We start from the raw sequence: 19,786 nt of genomic DNA, 5'->3' as shown, positions 1-19,786 counted from the left end.
GAGTGTCCAATGATGTCGGGGTGTGGGGTTCGAGGATGGAGTGGTGATGAGTGACGCGGGTGTGACGATCCGGGATGTCGAGCCGCGGGAGTACGCGGCCGTCGGGGCGCTGACCGTGGATGTGTATGTCGGTGAGGGGCATGTGAACCCCGAGAGCCCCTATGTCGCGGAGCTCGGCGATACCGCGACACGGGCCGCGAGCGCCGAGATCCTGGTGGCGGTCGCGGATGGCGACGTGGTCGGTTCGGTGACGGTGGCGCGCGCGGGCACCGAGTTCGCCGATATCGCTCGCGAGGGTGAGCTGGAATTCCGAATGCTGGTGGTGGGCAAGCAGGGTCGCGGGCTCGGCGTCGGTACCGCGCTGGTGCGCAAGGTGATCGATATCGCGCGCACGGAGGGCTGGCGGGCGGTGGTGCTGACCACCATGCCGACCATGCTCGATGCCCGCCGCCTCTACGACCGGCTGGGTTTCGAGCATGTGCCGGAACGGGATTGGAAGGCCATGAGCGGGCTGCCGCTGACGGTCATGCGACTACCGGTGAATTGATCCGGGAACGCGTGTGCCCGAGTCCATCGGAGCGAATCACGATGGACCCGGGCGGGGATCCCGGTCATGGCAGGCAGCCCTGACAGGGGTGGTGCGGATCCCGGCCACAACTACGCCGGGATGGCTGGGTCGGTCGGGCATGCCCCGGGTGGGCATGCCCGGGTGGTGCGGACTAGGTGAGCACCCCGTCGATGCACAGGCTGGCGGTGCGCCAGGTCGGTGCGGGCTTGGGGGAGTCGAACTTCCAGTCCGAGATGGGCGTCGCGGCCTTCCACATCAGCCCGCCGCCCGGTATGCGCACCACCTGATAGACGTCATCGGTGCCCTCGATGAGCTGGTTGCCGGTGCAGTAGTCGTTGTAGGCGGTGCCGGGTTGTCTTGCGCCCGGGCTGAATTGGCCGAGCGGGTTGGCGATCGCGCCGGGGGTGGCTGCGGTGCTCGCCTTGGCGGTCTTGCCCTCACCGAACCAGTAGGGCTCGTTCGCCTGGTTGCCACAGCGGTAGGTGGATCCGCCCGCGACGACGGTCTTGCCGACGGCATAGGGCTGCCCGGCCCACAGGCAGCTGGCCCCCGGGCGTGCGCCGCGGGTTTCGGCTTCGGCGGTGCCCGCGACGAAAGGTAGTGCGGCCGTGGTCAATACGGCGACGGCCAGCGGTGCGAGGGTGCGGCGGCGGGGCGCGATGGTGATGGTCATATCAGCACCAGCTCGCCTGGGCGCGGCAGACGGTCCAGCTGCCATCGGGATTCGCATTGGTATTCCAGGTGGTCTGATCGCCGCCATTGGGGCGATTGCGCGTGGGTTCGGGTGGGGTGGCGCGCATTTCGCGCAGGTACTGCTGATGTTGGTTGCGCAGTACGGGATTGGAGTCGGTGTGGTGGAAGCCCATCGGATCGATGGCGTGCATACCGGTGCCGCCCATATTCGGCGGAGCGTTGCGGCTCGGCGCGGAGCGGGTGCTGTCCCGCGCGCCGTCGTCACGAGAGAGCGATTCCGCGGTGGCGGCGCCCGCGGTGATGGTGGCGGCGGCGGTGGCGCCGATGACCTGTGCCAGGGTCAGGGTTACGCGGCGGAGGTTCGAGGTCGAGCGATTGTGCTGCATGGGCGTCATTGCCTCTCTGCTATCTACGTACCTACACCGTAGATGACCTACGTAGCTGAATAGTAGGTAAAAGCTGAGAAGATGGTCCCGAAACGATGACGGACGCGAAAACGCCTGCCGCACAAACGAATCGCGCCGGTGCGAGTTGACTCACACCGGCGCGATTTGAGAAGTACTAGCCCAATACGGTGGCGATTATCCCCGCGAGGTAGCCCAGCCGTGCCACTTCGGACGGCCGGAAATCGGGTCCGCCCGGGCGGCCGAGCAGCAGCACCTTGCCGGTATTGCCCAGCGGCGCGGCGGCCAGTTTGGTGTCCATATCGCGCCACAGCTCCGGCACCCACTCGCCCTCACCGTCGAGTACGGCGGGCTTCTCCAGGGGCATCCACGGGGCCTCGGCGGCCTGCGTGGACGGCGCGCTCTGGCTGCCGACCACCCGGTACGCGCCGGACGGGCCCATATCGATGACCGTGCTCCAGCCCACCCGCAAGACGCGGGGTACGCCGTCGACCAGCACCTGCAACCGGTCGTCGCGCGCATTGGCGACCTGGTCGATGAGTTCGAGCTCGCGATGCGTGTCCAGCATGCCCGAGTACGGGCGGAGCGAATCCACCTGTACGTCGTGCAGCGACTCCGCCGCCGTGATGAGTGTGTCCGGAAGAGCGCCCGACGGTACCTCGACCACTATGTCGTCGATCGCGAAACCGTCACCGCGTTCGACGACATCCAGTGAAAGGATGTCGGCGCCCACGGAACCCAGCGCGAGTGCGAGCGAACCGAGACTGCCTGGACGATCCGGAAGTTGCACGCGAAGCAGGTATGACACGTGCCTTCCTTTCATTCCTCTGCGACCGAAACTTTCGGACGGGTACCCGAGTCCCGCAATATTTACACCCTCGGGTCATGGTTATCGAATCGAAGGGAACCGTGTGACCCGGGCCACTTACCGATCGGTCACCTATCAATTCGGGGCGTCTCCGATAACGGTATCGCGGGCCGTGATTCGGCGCCGGGCGACACCTGTCACCGCCGGTCCGACACGCCCCGCTAGGCTGTCACGAGTCGAATCACCATGCTCGAACCAGTCGAAAGGGGTCCCGCGGTGCCCGCCATCTCCAGGGACGAGGTCGCTCATCTCGCCCGGTTGTCCCGGCTCGCTTTGACCGATGACGAACTCGATCTGTACGCCGGTCAGCTGGATTCCATCCTGACCCACGTCGCACAGATTTCCGAGGTCGCCGCGGCCGATGTCCCCGCCACCGCCTCCCCGAATCCGGCCACCAATGTGACCCGCCCGGATGTGGTGCAGCCGTGCCTGACTCCCGAGCAGGCGCTGTCCGGCGCGCCCGCGGTCGAGGAGCAGCGGTTCCTGGTTCCGCAGATTCTGGGAGAAGGCGAATGACCGACCTGACCAAGCTGAGCGCGTCCGCGCTCGCGGAGAAGATCCATGCCCGCGAGGTGTCCTCGGTCGAGGTGACCGAGGCGCATATCGCGCGCATCGCCGAGGTCGACGGCGAGATCAACGCCTTCCTGCACGTCGCCGGTGAGGCCGCGCTGCTGACCGCCGCCGAGGTGGATCGCGAAATCGCCGGCGGCAAGACCGCTTCCGCGCTCGCGGGCGTACCGCTCGCGCTCAAGGACGTCTTCACCACCACCGATATGCCGACCACCTGCGGGTCGAAGATTCTCGAGGGCTGGACCGCGCCGTACGACGCGACCGTCACCGCGCGACTGCGCGCGGCGGGCATCCCGATCCTCGGTAAGACCAATATGGACGAGTTCGCCATGGGCTCCTCCACCGAGAACTCCGCGTACGGGCCGACCCGAAACCCGTGGGACACCACCAGGATTCCGGGTGGTTCCGGCGGCGGTTCGGCGGCGGCGCTGGCCTCGTACCAGGCTCCGCTGGCGATCGGCACCGATACCGGCGGTTCCATCCGCCAGCCCGCCGCGGTCACCGCGACCGTCGGCACCAAGCCCACCTACGGCACCGTTTCCCGGTACGGTCTGGTCGCGTGCGCGTCCTCGCTGGATCAGGGCGGGCCGTGCGGGCGCACCGTGCTCGATACCGCGCTACTGCACGAGGTCATCGCCGGGTACGACCCGCGCGACTCCACCTCGCGCAATGTGCCGGTGGCCCCGGTGGTCGCGGCCGCGCGCGAAGGCGCGAAGGGTGATCTGTCGGGTGTGAAGGTCGGTGTGGTCAAGGAACTGCACTCGGACTCCTACCAGCCCGGCGTGATCGCCTCCTTCGATGCCGCCGTCGCACAGCTCAAGGATCTGGGCGCCGAGGTCATCGAGGTGTCCTGCCCGAACTTCGAGCACGCCCTCGCGGCCTACTACCTGGTCATGCCGTCCGAGGTGTCGTCCAACCTGGCGCGCTTCGACGCCATGCGGTACGGCCTGCGGGTCGGCGATGACGGTACGCACAGCGCCGATCAGGTCATGCAGCTCAGCCGTGCGGCCGGATTCGGCCCGGAGGTCAAGCGCCGCATCATGATCGGCACCTACGCGCTGTCCGCCGGTTACTACGACGCCTACTACGGTCAGGCGCTCAAGGTCCGCACCCTCATCGCGCGCGACTTCGACCGCGCCTACGAGTCGGTGGACGTCCTGGTCTCCCCGACCAGCCCGTTCACCCCGTGGAAGCTCGGCGAGAAGGTCAACGACCCACTGGCCATGTACCTCTCGGACCTGTGCACCCTGCCCACCAACCTGGCCGGGCACTGCGGCATGTCGGTCCCGTCGGGTCTCAGCGCGGACGACGGCCTCCCCGTCGGCCTCCAGATCATGGCCCCGGCGCTGGCGGACGACCGCCTGTACCGGGTCGGCGCGGCCTACGAGGCGGCCCGCGGCGAGATCGCCTGACCCCTCCGATCGCGTAGTGCGATAAGCGAATTCGACTCCCGGCTGACATTGTCAGCCGGGAGCCGTTCTCCCGCATGGACCCGATGGTTCGGCGGACGCCGAGAGTTCAGGCGGGCCAGGTGAATTCCGGATCGCGCTGGTAGTCCTGGCGACGCTGGTCGAGGGCCATGGCGACCATGAGGTGTGCGCTCGGCCCGATGATCCTGCGTAGCGGGGGATTCGGATCGTTCACCAGCTCCAGCAGTGCCGCGGCGGCGACTTCCGGTGCGGCGTCGGCCCATTCGTCCGGCACCGGTTCGGCCTCCGTCGGAGCTGTGGTGGCGGGGGTCGCCGTCGGATCGGGATAGTCCGGCATACCGAGGATGGCCGTGCGTAACTCGGCGTATGCCGGATCGGCCTGCGGGAATCTCATACTCGACTTGGCCCAGTCGGTGTCGAAACCGCCCATCTGGGCGATGGTTACGGTGATGCCGAACGGCTTCAGCTCATCGGCGAGTGAAGCGCTCATACCCTCCAGCGCCCACTTGGAGGCGTTGTACATGCTGAACAGCGGGAGTGAGCCCACCGCGCCGACCGTGGAGATCTGGATGATGTGCCCGGAACCCTGCGCGCGCAGCAGTGGAATCGCGGCCTGGGAAACCCACAGCGCGCCATAGAAATTGGTGTCCATCTGCTCGCGGATCTGCGCCTCGGTCAATTCCTCGACCGCGCCGACCAGGCCGAAACCGGCATTGTTGACGATGACGTCGAGCCTGCCGGTCACCGCGAAAGCCGCGGCCACGGTATCGAATACCCGCTCACGATCGCGAACGTCCATGGGCAGCACGGTGAGCCGCGAATCGGTGAGATCGCTCATCGTCTTCGGGTCGCGGGCGGTGGCCACCACGTCATCCCCGGCCGCCAGGGCCGCCTCGGTGAAAGCGCGGCCCAGGCCGCGGTTCGCGCCGGTGATGAACCAGGTTCGAGTCAACGATCTTCCCTTCGAAACGGACAAATGGGTCAGAAATCAACAATGCCAGAAGTTCGCTGACTATTCAGCCCTCTATTTCGCGGGCTCAGCAGGAGCCCAGGGCGTTGCCCTGATCGGTGCCGTAGCGATGGCCGTGACCGGCGGGAGCGTCCAGTGCGGCCAGCAGATCGGCGCTGGTTTGGAGGAAGCTCAGCATTGGGAGCCATTGCGGGACAGGGGCGTCCGGGCGGGTGCCGGTGAGGTTCGGGGGGCTCCACAGTAGTGACGGGGACCAGTGCACGACCGGGTCGGAGGCGTTCGCGAGGATTGTCGCTCCGCCGCGATGGACATCGTTGGCGGGCGGTCCGGCCCACAGCACCGCGCAGGTGCGACGGTCCTGTTCGGCGTCGGTGGCGAAGATCGAATTGCCGCCGAGCGCGCCCAGGCTCTGGCCGTAGACGTAGAGCTTGGGCGGATGCGGGAGGGTTGAAATCCGTTGTTCCACAGCCGTGAACAGGGCTCGGGCGGATTCCTCGGCGGCCGCGCGGCCGAACATGAAGGTGACCCAGCTGGGGGCGTCCGAGTACTGCACTCCCACCAGCGCTACATCGCCGCCGAACCGCTGATCCAATCCGGTGGCCGCTTCACCGTCGATCCACCCGGACCCGGTCGGCACGGTCACCACCAGGTTCGCCCGCTCCAACCCACCCGAGCGCTCCAACTCCCGAATCGCCAGCGCCACACGCGCGTTCAGATCCGGTGCCGAGTTCAGCCCCACATAGACCCGCACACTCTGTGCGGGCGATCCGGAGACGAACTTGCGTCCCTGCGACCCCAGCGAGGGCCAACTGGCCGCCGACACCGGACTCCCCGACCGATTCGGCGAAACCGGCTGCACCAGCGTCGGATCCACATAGGCGTTGGCCGCCGCATACGAGGCCTTGCGCCAATCCACCACGGTGGGCACCACTACGAACTGCGCCGTCACCGCGAGGGCGACCAACGCCAGCAGACTCCGCAACCGGCCCAATCGCCGTACCGCCCAGCGAATTCCGAGGCAGATCCCGACCACCAGCGCGACGATGGCCGTCGACCACATCGCCCACTGCACCCAGTACAGGGGACCGACCGGCGAGACATCCATCGCATCCCGCAATCGGTTCTGCCAATGCTGTGCCCACGCCATCGCGACCGCCGTCACCGGAACCGCCGCCACCAGCGCGGGCAACCGCAAACGCTCCCGCACCGCGCCCCGCTCGAACCCCATCCGGCGCACAGCGATTCGGCCGAGCCCGACCACGCCCAGACCGATCAGCACCAGCAGTGCCGTCACAATCCCCTGCGCCGAAGGAGTCCGCGGCAACAGCCCCGGAGCCAGCGACGCCAGCACTCCGAAGACGACCCCGAGCGTCGTTCCTGCCCGTGGCCAGCCGAATCGCCAAGGCGCACGTCCGGTTTCGGATATGGATTCGAGCCGCCCGGACTCACGGACCCGCTCGTCCCGGGAGACCGCATCCGGCCTGCTTCCCGCGTCCGCCCGCGCGGTGGCAAGTGCGCTCAACGCTGCCCCGTCAGCGCCTACTCGACCGTTGCGCCGGGTATCGGTCGTCGCGAGAGTGACGTCGCTCCGCTCGGCTCCGCTTCTCCCGGGTCTGTGGCCGCCGCCGTCGCGTTGGGCCGCCGCCGCGGCGGTGGTTGTCGAATCGGCTACGACCCCTGCGCCACCGGATGTATTCGCCCGCGGTGAATCGGGTCGCGCGGCATTCTCGCTCTCGGGCCGGTCACCCGTTCGCGCCGACTCGGACTGTTCGATGTGTGTGCTCACAGCGTCACCGCCTGCGCCAGGGGCATGCGCGAAGTCGATGCCGAATTGATCGCAGTCGGCAGCGAGCGGCGCGACCTGCGAGCGAAGAAGGTTGCGGTGGCGGCGAATACGGCCGCCAGGAGGCCGAAGGCGCTGTAGCGGACGATCGGGGAGGGCGCGTTATCGGTGGAATCGAACATGGCCTCGTGGACGGGGACGCCGTAGTCCTGGCGGGCGGAGTTCAGGTCCACGAAGGTGGCGGCGACTCCGGCCATGAGCTGGCACTGGGCGCGGGACAGGGCGTCGGCGCGGGTCAGGCAGGATTCGTGCATGCGCTGATCCAGTGCGGCGTCGGCGGTTTGGCGCGCCCAGGGGCCCAGGGGCTGGCCGTGTGCATCGGCGTAGCGGAGCATGTCGTAGCCGAGATCGTGTGCCTTGCAGGCGGTGTCGAACTCGCGGGGGAGCGGGATGGGGGAGGAGCAGTCACCGTTGGGGTTGACCAGCATGCCCGCCTCGATGACCGGGCGGTAGCCGAACTCGGTGACGAAGCCGTCCGCAATGGTGCCCGGATCGGGCTGCGCGGCAGTTGATTCCATGATCCCGACCCGTGCGGCCGCGTTTTCGACGATCACCGGCGCGGTCGCGACGGCTCCCGCCGACGGCGCGAAAGCCACTGCGACGGAGAACAATACGGTTGCCGCCCCCGCGAGCATGCCGACCCGGTGCAGTCGGCTCGCGCCCGGAGCATCAGCGCGTCGTGCATGGGTGCCGGAGCCCGGCAGATCCGCTGCCTCATCGTGGCGGCGCTGTGTGTGATCCGTGGTGGTCGCGATCGGCTCAACGGTGTGATCGGTCGCGAAGCGGCCTGCGCGATGGCCGTTGTCAGCGGTGGAAATGCCTGCGACGGTGGTGCGGCTTGTGCCGGCTGCGGGCTGGGTATCCAGGTCCGGAGTGCCCGGGTGGGACGGGAACGCTCTCATGGCCAAGACGCTAGGAATGCGGGTGACCGGGGGGCTTCACGCTGCGGGGGTGTTCGGTGGTGGGTGAGGTGGGGGAGGGCGGGGTGCGAGTGATACCGGGGTAGGGGGTGCAAGATGAGCCGGGGGTATGAGGTGGAAGGGCCGGGAGTTCTCTACCGTCGAGGGCATGGTCGGTAACTTGGGCAAACGGGTGAATTCGGGGCGAGCTCGGCAGTGGGTCGACATCGTCACGGTGTTCGTCGCGCTGGTCTTCATGGCGGTGGCGTGGCCGACACTGCAGCTCACCCATCAGGTGCCGGCGGCGGCGATGCCGTTCATCGCCGGATTCGCGGCTTTCCCGGTGCTGCTGGTGCGGGTGAATCCGGCGCTGGGCTGGGCGGTCTCGGCCGGATCGGCACTGCTCATCTCACTGGCGGTACCGCATCAGCCGGGCAATACGCTGCCGTTCCAGGTGGTGCACATCCTGTCGCTGTTCGTGCTGGTCTTCGCGGTCGCGGTGCGCGCGCCCATGCAGATCGTCGGCGTGGCCTGGATCGCGACGTCCCTGCTGATGGCCACCACCATGGCCCAGACGGGGGACAGTTTCGCCGAGGCCGGATTCGGCTGGCCCATCGCCATCACCGGGCTGGTGATCTTCGGCCTGCTGGTGCGCTGGGTGGTGGTGTCCCGGCAGCAGCTGCTCAAACAGTCCGAGGAGACCGAGCTCGAGCGCGCCCGCCGCGCGATCCTGGAGGAGAAGGCGCGCATCGCCCGCGATCTGCACGATGTGGTCGCGCACCATATGTCCATGGTGGTGGTGCAGGCGCAGACCGCGCCCTATCGCATCGAAGGGCTCTCCCCGGCCGCCTGCGAGGAATTCGAATCCATCGGTTCGGGAGCGCGCGCCGCGCTCAACGAGATTCGCGGACTGCTGGGCGTGCTGCGCAGTGACGGGCAATTGCCCGAGCACGCACCGCAACCCACCGCCACCGATGTGCTCGCCCTGCTCGAGGGTGCGCGCCGGGCCGGGGTGCCGCTCACCTGGACCATCGACGGGAATCTGGACGCGATCCCGGACACCACCGGTCTCGCGCTGTACCGCATCGCGCAGGAATCGCTGGCCAATGCCTCCCGGCACGCGCCCGGCGCCCCGGTCTGGGTGCGCATCACCACCGCGGCCGCGTTGAATCTGTCCATCGCCAATGATCGCCCGCACAGCGCACCGCATACCGATCACGTCGGCGGCAGCGGTATCGCGGGTATGCAGGCCCGGGCCGTCGCGGTCGGCGGCAATCTCACCGCCGCACCGCGTTCCGACGGTGGCTTCGAGGTGCGGGCGGAGTTGCCGCTGACGCCCGGCGTCGCCACCGTGACCGGAGTGGCGGACCTGCACCCCGCGATCTGATTCGTGCGATTCGCGTCCCTCGCATCACTCGTGCGGGGGACGCGTTCGCGTGTGGAGGGCATCGCCGGGCCTCGCTCGGCGATCCGATTCGCCGGATATCGCGGCGCGTCGGGTGCGAAGTCGATGTGGCTGAGGCTCTCCGGCGCGTGGCGTGGCAAACTCGGTTGGGTGCGTGAGGTGGGACTGTGGCGATAACGGTGTTGATCGCCGATGATCAGGCGATGGTGCGTGCGGGTTTCGGCGCGCTGCTGGCGGCGCAACCCGATATCAGCGTGATCGGGGACGCCCCCGATGGGAAAGCCGCTGTGGCGGAAGCGAAACGGCTGCGCCCGGATGTGGTGCTGATGGATGTGCGCATGCCGGAGATGAATGGGCTCGATGCCGCGCGGGCGATTCTGTCCGCCAATTTCGATCCGCCGGTGCGGGTGCTCATGCTCACCACCTTCGATATCGACGATTACGTGTACGAGGCGCTGGGCATCGGCGCGAGCGGATTCCTGCTCAAGGACGCGCCCGCCGAGGAACTGGTGCGCGCGGTGCGGGTGGTCGCCGCCGGTGACGCGCTATTGGCTCCGACGGTCACCCGCCGGCTCATCGCCGATGTCACCAAGCGCCGCAATCGCCGTGCGCCCGCGCCCGCGCTCGGGGTTTTGACTCCCCGCGAGCGGGAAGTGCTGGAACTGGTCGCGCGCGGGCTGTCCAACGCGGAGATCGCCGAGAATCTGTTCGTGGCCGAGCAGACCGTGAAGACCCATGTCTCCAAGGTTTTCGCCAAACTGAATCTGCGCGATCGCGCGCAGGCGGTGGTACTGGCGTACGAATCCGGCCTGGTCACACCGGGCTGAAATCGGGCCGGTCGGACGGTATTTTGCGCGGTAGGCTCACGGACTCGAACGTCACCGGAAGGGGGTCGTCACAGTGTTGAACAACGGTGACGTATTCGCCGGTTTCACCATCGAGAGGATGCTCGGTCAGGGCGGTATGGGGTCGGTGTTCCTGGCCAGGCATCCGCGGCTGGGGCGGCTCACCGCACTCAAACTGCTGAATCGGGAACTCTTCGCGGACAGGGAGATTCGCGCGCGCTTCGAGCGCGAGGCGGATCTGGTTGCGCAGCTGGATCACCCCAATATCGTCGAGGTGTACGACCGCGGCACCGAGGACGAGCAGCTGTGGATCTCCATGCAGTTCATCGACGGCGTGGACGCGGCCGGGGTGAATGTCACGCAGTTGCCGCCCGAGCGCGCGGTACAGATCATCGAGGGTGTCGCGGACGCACTGGATTACGCGCATGCACGCGGTGTGCTGCATCGGGATGTCAAGCCCGCCAACATCATTCTGGCCCGGGCGGTCGCGGGCCACGGTGAGCGCGTCTTCCTCACCGATTTCGGCATCGCCCGCCTGCGCGAGGATTCCACCCATCTCACCCAGCGCGGCATGTTCACCGCCACCCTGGCCTACGCCTCCCCGGAACAGATGACCGGCGGCCACCTCGATCACACCACCGACCAGTACTCCCTGGCCTGCGCCCTCTACTGGCTCCTCATCGGCGCGGGCCCCTACGACTCCCCGCATCCGGGCGAACTCATCCGCGGCCACCTCCAACTCCTCCCGCCCCCGGTCTCCCTGCGCCGCCCCGGCCTCACCCAGGCCATGGACGCCGTCCTCACCAAGGCCATGGCCAAACGCCCCGCCGACCGCTTCCCCTCCTGCTCCGATTTCGCCAAGGCCGCCCGCCACGCCCTCACCAACACCACCCCCATCCACCCGGGCACTCCGTACACCGTCGCACCCCCGATCTACGGCGCACCCCCCGTCGGCGCTTACCCCGCCCCGCCGGGCTACGCCCCCGCCCCGAACTACCCACCCCAACAGCCCCCGGGCTACCCGCCCGCCCCCCAGCAGGGCCAATCGCCCGGCGCGGCACCCATTGCGCCCCAGCCCTATTCACCGGCCGCGCAGCCGCCGAGCCCGGTACCCGCCGCACCCCAGCCGTATCCCGCACCCCAGCAACCCGGGGCGCAACCGGGACAGGCATACTCTCCCGCTCCGCAGCCGGGTGCGGCACCCGCACAGGCGTATCCGCCCGCCCAGCAGCCGCCCGGCGTGCCGAACTATCAGGTCCCGCAACAGCCCCCGGCCCAGCCCGGCGCGGATCAGGCAGTGCCGCTCGATGATTCGGCGTTCCGCCCCACCGATTCCTTCCCGACGCATCGCCCACCCACGGATTCGCCGTCGCCGGACTCGTCGGCCGAGGATGCGCACGTTGCGGATGCGCTTTCCACCCGTCCGACGGATTCCTACCCGACCCGCCGCGACCCCTCGTCCTCATCCGGTGCGGCTCCCGCGACCTCGGCACCGGCGCAGCACGATTCATCCGAACCATGGACGGTCGAACGGCACCCCGCGGCCGCTGCCCAGCCGGGCGCGCAAGCATCTGATCCGAAGGGCGCGTCCGGCGGTGAGACCGCCCTTGCTCCCGATTCGTCCGGTTCGACGGATGAATCGTCCACCGTCGTGGATTCGACATCCGGTGCTACCTCGCCCGGGGTGGGTTCTGGTGGCGCGGTGCCGAGTAGCGAAGTGGAAGCACCTGATTCGTCACCGGAATCGGTACGCGAGGGCGCGTCGGATTCGGAATCGGAAGCCGACTCGACTACCCCGGGCGCAACCGATGCCGGAACCGCGAAGCCGTCCGGTTCGTCGGGCTATCCCGATGCGGCGCAGCGGAATCCGGAGTCCGGGGCATTCGTGCCCTCGACAGGAGGCGGTGCGACCCCACCGAGCCAGCCCGTGGCGGTATCCGATCCGCCGGATCCCGATCGGGTGTGGGCGCGCCCCGGCACGGCAGCGCCGCCGAGCGAGCCCGCTCAGACCTCGGATCCCGGTGTGGTGTCTCCGGTCGAGCCCGCCCGGAGTCCGGAGCCCACTCGGAGTCCGGAGTCCGGGCCGGTGCCGCCCGCACCGGCCTTCGCTCCGCCCGGATACCCGATGAATTCCGCTCCACCGCAGCAGGTTCCGGATCGGGTCGGCAGATCGCAACTCACCGCCCTGGTGGTGCTGGGGCTGGCGGCGCTGGCACTGCTGCTGATGCTGGCGTTCGTGGTGATTCAGGTGGCCGGGTAGCAGCGCTGCCGTCGTGCCGGGCCGGTTCCACTTGCTACGGGCGGGAATCGGCGCGCGGCGGGGGAGTTGTGGTGCGCCCGGCTCGGGGACGAGTGGGTCCGAAATCAGGGCTCCGGCTCTCGCCGGGCGCTGTTCCAGTCCAGCATTGGGGGGTGCGGGCGGGCAATGGAATTCGCGTGTCGGCGGAAAGTTTGTGAAACCTCCAGGTCGGCATTCATATTGCGTGGGAGCATCGTTCACAGTGACCGAAAACCGCCTTCGCGGGGGAGGACTCGATGTCCGATCATGGTTCTACGCTGCCGCGCCGTCAGTTGGGGCGATACCTGCGCGAGGGGCGGATGCAATGCAATATGACCATTGCCGAAGCCGCTTCGATGATGGAGTGGAGCGAGTCGAAACTACAGCGCCTGGAGACCGGAAACGCGGAAAAGATTCGCGTACTGGACATTCGGGAGTTATGCCGCATATATGACTTCGACGATGAGTTCAGTTCCGCCGTCATGGGTCTGGCCCAGCAGGCCAGTGTCAAGTCCTGGTGGCACGAATACGACGACCTCATTCCCGAGGGCTTCAATGTCTATGTGGGCCTGGAGGCCTCGGCGCGCAGCCTGGTCTCCTATCAACCCGATCTCATCCCCGGACTGCTGCAGACCACCGATTACGCACGCGTCCTGATCAGTGATTACTGGCCGGATGCTGAGGGCGGTGACATCGACCGCAGAGTGCAGTTGAAGATGCGCCGGCAGTCCCTTTTGACCAGAAAACGCAATGCCGCCAGCTTCACCGTAATCGTCCATGAAACGGCATTACGCCGGGTCGTGGGTAGTCCGAGGATCATGTCCGCACAGCTGCGACGCGTCGCGGACATGTCGACACTCCCGACGATCGCTGTGCGTGTACTACCCTTCTCCGCGGGCGTCCCGATCGGCCATACCGTGGGGCCGTTCGTGATTCTGGATTTCGGCCGGGACACAGTAAACCGACCGGTCGAACCCACCGTGGTGTACCTGGAGAACTTTCTCGGCGACCTCTATCTGGAAAAGCAGGCCGCGGTCGAAAAGTATCGCCAGGCATACCAGGCTCTCCAGTACTCGGCGCTGGATGAGGCCAGTAGTAGGGATCTGTTGCGCAAGGCAGCGAAGGAGTACGGAACGTGAGTGACGAACCGTCCGGCAACAGGTGGTTCAAGAGCGCCCGCAGCACCGGGGCGAAGGAGTGCGTGGAGATCGCATTCCTGGAAACAGGTGTGGGAGTTAGGGATAGCAAGAATCCGGCCGGGCCCGAATTGCTATTCGGGCCCGCCGAATGGGACAGATTCACCGCCGCACTGCGGCAGGGGCGTTTCGAGGTGTAACGGGATCAGCCGAAGAAAGCGGCGGCTTCCCGATAGCGTTCCTGCGGAACGAGTTTGAGCTGTTTGGTCGCCTCGGACAGTGGCACCAGTTCGATTTCGGTGCCGTGCGCCGCGACCATCTGCCCGAATTGACCGGCGTGCACGGCTTCTGCCGCATGCACGCCGAAGCGAGTGGCCAGCACCCGGTCGTACGGGGTGGGCGTACCACCGCGCTGCACATGCCCCAGCACGGTCACCCGCACCTCTTTGCCGATGCGCCGTTCGATCTCCGGTGCGAGCTGCTGCGCCACACCGGTGAAGCGCACATGCCCGAATTCGTCGATGCCGCCGTCGCGCAGCGCCATGGATTTCGGATCCGGATGCGCCCCTTCGGCGACCACGCAGATGAAGTGCGAATCCCCGCGCTGGAAGCGCCGTTTCACCATGGCGCAGACCTCGTCCACATCGAACGGCACCTCGGGCACCAGGGTCAGATGCGCCCCGGAGGCGATACCGGAGTTGATGGCGATCCAGCCCGCGTGCCGTCCCATCACCTCGACGAGCATGACGCGCTGATGCGATTCGGCGGTGGTGTGCAGCCGGTCGATGGCCTCGGTGGCGATGGCGATGGCGGTGTCGTGCCCGAATGTGGTGTCGGTGCAGTCGATATCGTTGTCGATGGTCTTGGGGACGCCGACCACCGGGACGCCTTCGTCGGCGAGCCAGCTGGCAGCGGTCAGGGTGCCCTCGCCGCCGATCGGGATGAGGGCGTCGATTCCGTTGTCGTCCAGGGTCTGTTTGATGCGTGGCAGTCCGGCGCGCAGTACGTCCGGATTGGTGCGGGCGGTGCCGAGGATGGTGCCGCCCTTGGTGAGCAGCCGGTCGGTGCGGTCATTGTTCAGAATCTGGATCTTGCGATCCTCGAGTAGCCCGCGCCACCCGTCCTGGAACCCGACGATCGCGTCGCCCCAGCGGCCGTTCGCGGTGCGAACGACAGCTCGGATCACCGCGTTCAGTCCAGGGCAGTCTCCGCCTCCGGTCAAGACTCCGATGCGCATGGCGTCTATCTTGCCCCGAGTCGGGGTCGCGGTGGGGCGCGCCCCCGTGAACCGCTGGTTAAGAGGCCCTCAGCGCCCGCGCAGAGTTCAGCACTTACCGCCGCGTAACTCGCTCAGATGCGAATCGATCAGCCCGGCGATCTTGGTGAGCATGGCGGTGCCGTCATCGAAGGACCCCGAAGCAGGCTGCGCGGCAATCGCGATGGCCACCTGCCCGCCGCTGACCGGAATCAGCCCGAACTGCCGGACCAGATAGTCACCGCTGGTATCGGGCCCCCAGCCGCCCTTGAACTGCGCTCCGCTGAGCGTGCCGAGCCCCCAGCGCTGCCCGGAGCTGATCTTGCCCATCAACGAGGTGACCGAATCCGATTGCGGCAGACAGGGCAGATGCGCGGCGAAGGTGAGCTGATCGGCGATGGCCCATTCGGCCTGCCCGAAAGCCGAGTAATCCGAACGGGAACGGTTCGCGGGCACCTTGGTGGTGTTGTCGCCGCCCTCGCGCAGCACATCCTGCACCGCCTGCGCGGCGACCTCCGGTGTGCCCAGCGACTGCCACAGCATATCCGCGGCGGCATTGTCGGAGTTGGTGATCGCATTGCTGGCGGCCCCGGTATAGCCCGGATTCGCGCGCAGCGCGGCGAGGGTGAGCGGCACCTTGATCGAGGACCAGGCGGGCCCGACGGTCCAATCACCGAGTGTCATGGCCCGATCGCTGTTCACCGGCAGAATCGCCAGCGCCACTTTGCCATTGAGGCTCTGGCGTAGCTCATTCTCGAAATCCCAGGCCAGCGTGCCCGGCATGGCCGCCACCAGCGTGGACGGGAGTGAGCCGGGCGCCTTGGTCGCGGCGGTGGTCGCGGTGGGGACGATCGCGGGCTTGCTGGAGCATCCGGCGGTCACCAGCAGGACTGCCGCGCAACAGCTCACGATCGCGGCCAAGCGTCCGCGCGGCGAATATGGTGCGTCCACCCGGGTTACCTCCATCATCTCCGGCGAGTCCCTGTTTCCTAGCGGACTCACCGGTATGCGTCAATCTCGAGGATGCTCTCTCAACCTCGAGAATTGCGGTGCCGCCCGGGGCTTTCCGTCAATGTGAGCAGAGCCCGCCGTGTAGGTCGGGCAGGTGATCGCCGAGCAGCAGCGCCATCTTGTCCATCATGTCGGTGGCATCCTCGAAGCTGCCGGACGTGGGTTCGGCGGCGAGCGCGACGGCGATCGGACCGGCCAGCGTCGGGATCAAACCGAACTGGCGCACCGTGTAATTGCCGGTGTCGTCATCGGGGCCCCAGCCGCCCTTGAACTCCGCGCCGATCAAGCGGCCCAGACCCCAGCTCTGGCTCGGGGTGATCTCACTCATCAGTGAGACAACCGAATTCGCGCGCGGCAGGCACGGCAGCTTGGAGGCGAACTTCACCTGATCGGTGAGCGACCAGTCCGTCGCGCCGAAGGCGAGCAGATCATCCGAGCCCAGGGTGGCCAGGCGGGTATGGCGCGCGGCCACATCGGTGGTGGCGTCGCCCGCCTCGCGCAGGATCGACTCGACCGCGGCCGCTGCCTGCGAGCCGGTGCCCAGCGAGGTCCAAAGCGTTTGCGCCGCATCGTTATCGGAGAAGGTGATGGCCGCTTCGGCCAGCTCCCGCAATCCGGTCGGATCCTGGCGCATGGCGGCCAGCGCCAGCGGCACCTTGATGGTGGACCAGGCGATGCCGGTGGTCCAGTTGCCCAGCACCGTCATATCGCCGCCGCCGACCGGCATCACCGCGAGTCCGACGCGACCGTCCAGCGCGGACTGCAGATCCGCGAAATCCGCTGCGAACGTAATCGATTTCGGCAGCCCGAACATATCCGGGAAGTTCGGCGCGATCATCGACAAGCCGGGCGTCTCGGTCGTCTCCAAAGCGGGCGGGACCTCCGCGGAGCCCGTGGCCGGCGCATCCGCCGAACTCACGTGCATCGCGCACGCCGATACCGCCAGCAGTGTCGCAAAAGAGAAACATCGAGCAATGGCCTTGCGACAGGCCGGTACCGGATCAGTAGACATACACCACCGCGTTCTCACCACCGATGCAGGTGACCAATTTCCCTGTCGCCGTGCAGTTCATCGTGTACGCCCGATTTGTTACCGGGCTGACAACCACCACACTACTTGTTGTACCCGGTCGTCCTGTAGTCGCGTCGGCATACGCCCGGCGTACTTCCTCCGCGAAAGGGCAACTGGTAACGGTGGATCCGGTCGCGGACCCGGTGTAGCCATTGAGTACCGGGTACGACAGCTGGCACGGCGACGCGCCCGCGGGCAGCTGCACCGGGGCCGTCGAGGTGGTGCTCGGCGCGGTCGAAGTGCGGGGCTGCGACGTCGGCGCGGTATAGCTCGGATTGCCCTGTGCCACGGTCACACTCGGTGCTTCGTTGCCGGAGCGATCCAGGACTTGCCAGCCCACCGCACCGGCGATCGCGGCGATCGCGACCACCAGTACGCCGATCGAGATCGGCACCGCCATCGATTTGCGACCCGAGCGCTTGTACGGGCGCGGCGGCGGTGGCGTATCCACGCGCGGATGGTCCGAGGTCGGGTAGAGCGACGGATCGGGCGTTGGCGCATATGGGAAGTCCTGCTCCCGCTGCGCATGCCCCCACGCCTGCTGACGGCTGTGTTCGGCCGCGCCCTGCGGTAGCGGGCTGTAGTGGAAATCGCTGACCCGCACCACGGTCGGATCGGTCGGCACGATCACCGGCAGGTCCGAGGTGCCCGGGCCCTCGGCCGGATCGGGCGCGGGGAAGGCTCCGGTGACGTAGGCGAACGCACCCGTATTCGGTTGCACCACAGTCGGATCCGAATTGCGGATGGGCAGCACGGTGGTGGGCTGGCTGGGCTGTTGACCGCGCTGGGCCGGTGCCGGGAACGGCGGCACCCCGGTCGCCGGCGCGCCGTGCGGCAGACCACCGGTCGCGGGCGCGCCGGGCGTACCCGGCGTCAGCGCACCGGGCATGGCTCCGGGAGGTCCGCTCGGCAGGGTGCCGGGGGCCGCGGGCGGCACCGTGCGACCCGGCTGCAGATACTCGGTCGGCGCGGCGTCGACCGCACCGCCCGCGAGGGCAGTCCGTGCGGCCCTGGCGAATTCGCCCGCGGTCAGGAAACGGCTATTGGGATCCTTGGCCAGCGCCCGCGCCACCACCGCGTCCAGGGCGGCCGGAATTCCGGCGCGCTGCAGACTCGGCCGCGGCGCGGGATCGGACAGGTGCGCCCGAATCAGGACGCTCATATTCTGCGCGGCGAACGGTTTATTGCCCGTGAGGCATTCGTGCAGTACACATCCCAGCGAGTAGAGATCCGCGCGCCCGGTGACCGGACCGGAATCGTCGAAGCGCTCGGGAGCCATGTACGCGTACGACCCGACGGCGGTGCCCGCCACGGTGATGGTGGTATCGCCCTCGGCGCGCGCGATGCCGAAATCCGCGAGATATGCGAAATCCGCATCAGTCACAAGGATATTGGCGGGTTTCACGTCCCGGTGAACGAGACCCGAGTAGTGCGCGGCGTCCAGCGCCGCGGCGATCTGCTCGATGATGCCGACCGCGCGCATCGGCGACATCGGTCCCTGGGACTCCAGCAGACTGCGCAGATCCTGCCCGCGCACCAGCCGCATATCGATGTACAGCTGCCCGTCGATCTCACCCCAGTCGTGGATCGGGATGATGTGCGGTTCGGCCAGGCGCGCCGCCGCCTGCGATTCGCGGCGGAAACGTTCCTGGTAGGCCGGGTCTTTCGCGAGTTCCTCGGGTAGCAGTTTGAGCGCTACCACCCGATCCTTGGAGGTGTCGTAGGCCTCGTAGACCTCACCCATACCGCCCCTGCCCAGCAGCGAGCGCAACTCGTACGGCCCGAACCTGCCGCCGGCCCGCGATGGCGGTGCATCCACCCCGTCAAACCTCCAACCTCATCAGGCACGATGCGAGAAGTCGCTCGCACCTCACCCCTCGAGGTTGGATTCTCCCGGTGCGACTACGCCATGGTCAAACGCGAACACGATAGCCGCGGCGCGATCACGTAACCCGAGCTTCCCGAAAATGTGTCCCACGTGGCTTTTCACCGTAACTTCGGAGATGCCGAGCGCGCTTGCGATCTCGGAGTTCAGGCGGCCTTTCGCGATGAGTTCGAGCACTTCGAGTTCGCGCACGGTGAGTTCGGACAGGCGGCTGCCCGCCGGCGCGGGTGTTGGACGTGCCGACCGGTATGCGGTGAGCACCCGCGGGGTCACCGATGGATCGAGCCACGAACCGCCCGCGGCGACCGTGCGCACGGCGCGGATCAAATCCTCGGCGGGGGAGTCCTTGAGCAGGAATCCGGCCGCGCCCGCGCGTAATGCCCCCGATAGCAATTGATCATCATCGAAGGTGGTCAGCACCAGTACCGGCGGCGCGTCCGCGCGCGTGCGCAGGGTGCGGGTGGCCTCGATGCCGCCGATGCGCTTCATCCGCAGATCCATCAGCACCACATCCGGATTGTGCTGCGCGACCGCGGCGGGCACCTCGTCACCGTCGGCGCATTCGCTCACCGCGAAACCGTCACGGCGGCGCAGGATTCGGCGCAGGCCGCCGCGCACCAGCTCCTGATCGTCGACCACGAGCACCCCGACGAG

19 protein-coding genes are annotated in these 19,786 nt (G+C 67.6%); 8 read left to right on the top strand and 11 right to left on the bottom strand.

Annotated features, from left to right (window positions below):
• Positions 1-46 precede the first annotated feature (46 nt).
• Entirely contained in the window at positions 47-547 is a 501-nt protein-coding gene (locus ACFC0O_RS08380; protein ID WP_375954913.1) for a GNAT family N-acetyltransferase, read from the top strand.
• A gap of 172 nt (positions 548-719) precedes the next feature.
• Here ACFC0O_RS08380 and ACFC0O_RS08375 read toward each other — a convergent pair whose 3' ends face one another.
• From ACFC0O_RS08375 to ACFC0O_RS08365, 3 genes are all read right to left on the bottom strand, one after another.
• On the bottom strand, positions 720-1,241 hold the full coding sequence (locus ACFC0O_RS08375; RefSeq protein ID WP_375954911.1) for a hypothetical protein: 522 nt from the start codon (positions 1,239-1,241) through the stop codon (positions 720-722).
• Position 1,242: 1 nt separating this feature from the next.
• Positions 1,243-1,656, bottom strand: coding sequence for a hypothetical protein (locus tag ACFC0O_RS08370; protein ID WP_364630200.1), 414 nt, complete (start codon positions 1,654-1,656; stop codon positions 1,243-1,245).
• Positions 1,657-1,822: 166 nt separating this feature from the next.
• Positions 1,823-2,473 (bottom strand): amino acid-binding protein, encoded by a 651-nt coding sequence (locus ACFC0O_RS08365; protein ID WP_364630203.1) that lies wholly within the window; start codon positions 2,471-2,473, stop codon positions 1,823-1,825.
• A 276-nt stretch (positions 2,474-2,749) separates the two neighbouring features.
• Between ACFC0O_RS08365 and gatC the strand changes: the two genes are divergently transcribed.
• Both gatC and gatA read left to right on the top strand, forming a co-directional pair.
• Positions 2,750-3,049 (top strand): Asp-tRNA(Asn)/Glu-tRNA(Gln) amidotransferase subunit GatC, encoded by a 300-nt coding sequence (gene gatC / locus ACFC0O_RS08360; protein ID WP_364632740.1) that lies wholly within the window; start codon positions 2,750-2,752, stop codon positions 3,047-3,049.
• Complete coding sequence (gene gatA / locus ACFC0O_RS08355; RefSeq protein WP_375954909.1) at positions 3,046-4,515, top strand: Asp-tRNA(Asn)/Glu-tRNA(Gln) amidotransferase subunit GatA; 1,470 nt, start codon at positions 3,046-3,048, stop codon at positions 4,513-4,515. The genes gatC and gatA overlap by 4 nt, the downstream gene beginning before the upstream one ends.
• Positions 4,516-4,621: 106 nt before the next feature.
• Here the strand turns inward: gatA and ACFC0O_RS08350 are convergent, their stop codons facing one another.
• The 3 genes from ACFC0O_RS08350 to ACFC0O_RS08340 form a co-directional block, all read right to left on the bottom strand.
• Positions 4,622-5,485 (bottom strand): SDR family NAD(P)-dependent oxidoreductase, encoded by an 864-nt coding sequence (locus ACFC0O_RS08350; protein WP_375954907.1) that lies wholly within the window; start codon positions 5,483-5,485, stop codon positions 4,622-4,624.
• 85 nt (positions 5,486-5,570) lie between these two features.
• On the bottom strand, positions 5,571-7,025 hold the full coding sequence (locus tag ACFC0O_RS08345; protein ID WP_375954905.1) for an alpha/beta-hydrolase family protein: 1,455 nt from the start codon (positions 7,023-7,025) through the stop codon (positions 5,571-5,573).
• A 260-nt stretch (positions 7,026-7,285) separates the two neighbouring features.
• Positions 7,286-8,248, bottom strand: coding sequence for a hypothetical protein (locus ACFC0O_RS08340; protein ID WP_375954903.1), 963 nt, complete (start codon positions 8,246-8,248; stop codon positions 7,286-7,288).
• A 166-nt stretch (positions 8,249-8,414) separates the two neighbouring features.
• Between ACFC0O_RS08340 and ACFC0O_RS08335 the strand changes: the two genes are divergently transcribed.
• From ACFC0O_RS08335 to ACFC0O_RS08315, 5 genes are all read left to right on the top strand, one after another.
• On the top strand, positions 8,415-9,632 hold the full coding sequence (locus tag ACFC0O_RS08335; RefSeq protein WP_375954901.1) for a sensor histidine kinase: 1,218 nt from the start codon (positions 8,415-8,417) through the stop codon (positions 9,630-9,632).
• 185 nt (positions 9,633-9,817) lie between these two features.
• Positions 9,818-10,477: a response regulator transcription factor gene (locus ACFC0O_RS08330; protein ID WP_364630215.1), complete on the top strand. Its 660-nt coding sequence runs from the start codon at positions 9,818-9,820 to the stop codon at positions 10,475-10,477.
• Positions 10,478-10,550: 73 nt separating this feature from the next.
• Positions 10,551-12,755, top strand: coding sequence for a protein kinase (locus tag ACFC0O_RS08325; protein ID WP_375954899.1), 2,205 nt, complete (start codon positions 10,551-10,553; stop codon positions 12,753-12,755).
• 275 nt (positions 12,756-13,030) lie between these two features.
• Positions 13,031-13,912, top strand: a complete 882-nt coding sequence (locus tag ACFC0O_RS08320; protein ID WP_375954897.1) for a helix-turn-helix domain-containing protein — start codon at positions 13,031-13,033, stop codon at positions 13,910-13,912.
• Positions 13,909-14,109 (top strand): DUF397 domain-containing protein, encoded by a 201-nt coding sequence (locus ACFC0O_RS08315; RefSeq protein ID WP_364630224.1) that lies wholly within the window; start codon positions 13,909-13,911, stop codon positions 14,107-14,109. The genes ACFC0O_RS08320 and ACFC0O_RS08315 overlap by 4 nt, the downstream gene beginning before the upstream one ends.
• Positions 14,110-14,114: 5 nt before the next feature.
• Here ACFC0O_RS08315 and ACFC0O_RS08310 read toward each other — a convergent pair whose 3' ends face one another.
• The 5 genes from ACFC0O_RS08310 to ACFC0O_RS08290 all read right to left on the bottom strand — a co-directional run bounded on the left by ACFC0O_RS08310 (position 14,115) and on the right by ACFC0O_RS08290 (position 19,777).
• Complete coding sequence (locus ACFC0O_RS08310) at positions 14,115-15,146, bottom strand: ATP-dependent 6-phosphofructokinase (protein ID WP_364630227.1); 1,032 nt, start codon at positions 15,144-15,146, stop codon at positions 14,115-14,117.
• A gap of 87 nt (positions 15,147-15,233) precedes the next feature.
• Positions 15,234-16,133, bottom strand: coding sequence for a hypothetical protein (locus tag ACFC0O_RS08305; protein ID WP_375954895.1), 900 nt, complete (start codon positions 16,131-16,133; stop codon positions 15,234-15,236).
• A 100-nt stretch (positions 16,134-16,233) separates the two neighbouring features.
• Positions 16,234-17,043 (bottom strand): hypothetical protein, encoded by an 810-nt coding sequence (locus tag ACFC0O_RS08300; RefSeq protein ID WP_375954893.1) that lies wholly within the window; start codon positions 17,041-17,043, stop codon positions 16,234-16,236.
• A gap of 133 nt (positions 17,044-17,176) precedes the next feature.
• The gene (locus tag ACFC0O_RS08295) at positions 17,177-19,066 is read right to left on the bottom strand and encodes a protein kinase (RefSeq protein ID WP_375954891.1); all 1,890 of its coding nucleotides are present in this window, start codon (positions 19,064-19,066) and stop codon (positions 17,177-17,179) included.
• A gap of 51 nt (positions 19,067-19,117) precedes the next feature.
• On the bottom strand, positions 19,118-19,777 hold the full coding sequence (locus ACFC0O_RS08290) for a response regulator (RefSeq protein WP_375956044.1): 660 nt from the start codon (positions 19,775-19,777) through the stop codon (positions 19,118-19,120).
• Positions 19,778-19,786: the final 9 nt, after the last annotated feature.

The sequence above is a fragment of the Nocardia sp. NPDC056100 genome, assembly GCF_042266325.1.
In the GTDB taxonomy this organism is placed as follows: Bacteria; Actinomycetota; Actinomycetes; order Mycobacteriales; family Mycobacteriaceae; genus Nocardia.
This window is presented reverse-complemented; position numbering and strand designations above follow the sequence as displayed.

What these genes read in the sequence shown, in the direction of transcription:
- ACFC0O_RS08380 (WP_375954913.1), top strand. Translation starts at nt 47, where the DNA reads ATGAGTGACGCGGGTGTGACGATCCGGGATGTCGAGCCGCGGGAGTAC.
- ACFC0O_RS08375 (WP_375954911.1), bottom strand. Translation starts at nt 1,241, where the DNA reads ATGACCATCACCATCGCGCCCCGCCGCCGCACCCTCGCACCGCTGGCC.
- ACFC0O_RS08370 (WP_364630200.1), bottom strand. Translation starts at nt 1,656, where the DNA reads ATGACGCCCATGCAGCACAATCGCTCGACCTCGAACCTCCGCCGCGTA.
- gatA (WP_375954909.1), top strand. Translation starts at nt 3,046, where the DNA reads ATGACCGACCTGACCAAGCTGAGCGCGTCCGCGCTCGCGGAGAAGATC.
- ACFC0O_RS08340 (WP_375954903.1), bottom strand. Translation starts at nt 8,248, where the DNA reads ATGAGAGCGTTCCCGTCCCACCCGGGCACTCCGGACCTGGATACCCAG.
- ACFC0O_RS08335 (WP_375954901.1), top strand. Translation starts at nt 8,415, where the DNA reads ATGGTCGGTAACTTGGGCAAACGGGTGAATTCGGGGCGAGCTCGGCAG.
- ACFC0O_RS08320 (WP_375954897.1), top strand. Translation starts at nt 13,031, where the DNA reads ATGTCCGATCATGGTTCTACGCTGCCGCGCCGTCAGTTGGGGCGATAC.
- ACFC0O_RS08310 (WP_364630227.1), bottom strand. Translation starts at nt 15,146, where the DNA reads ATGCGCATCGGAGTCTTGACCGGAGGCGGAGACTGCCCTGGACTGAAC.
- ACFC0O_RS08305 (WP_375954895.1), bottom strand. Translation starts at nt 16,133, where the DNA reads ATGATGGAGGTAACCCGGGTGGACGCACCATATTCGCCGCGCGGACGC.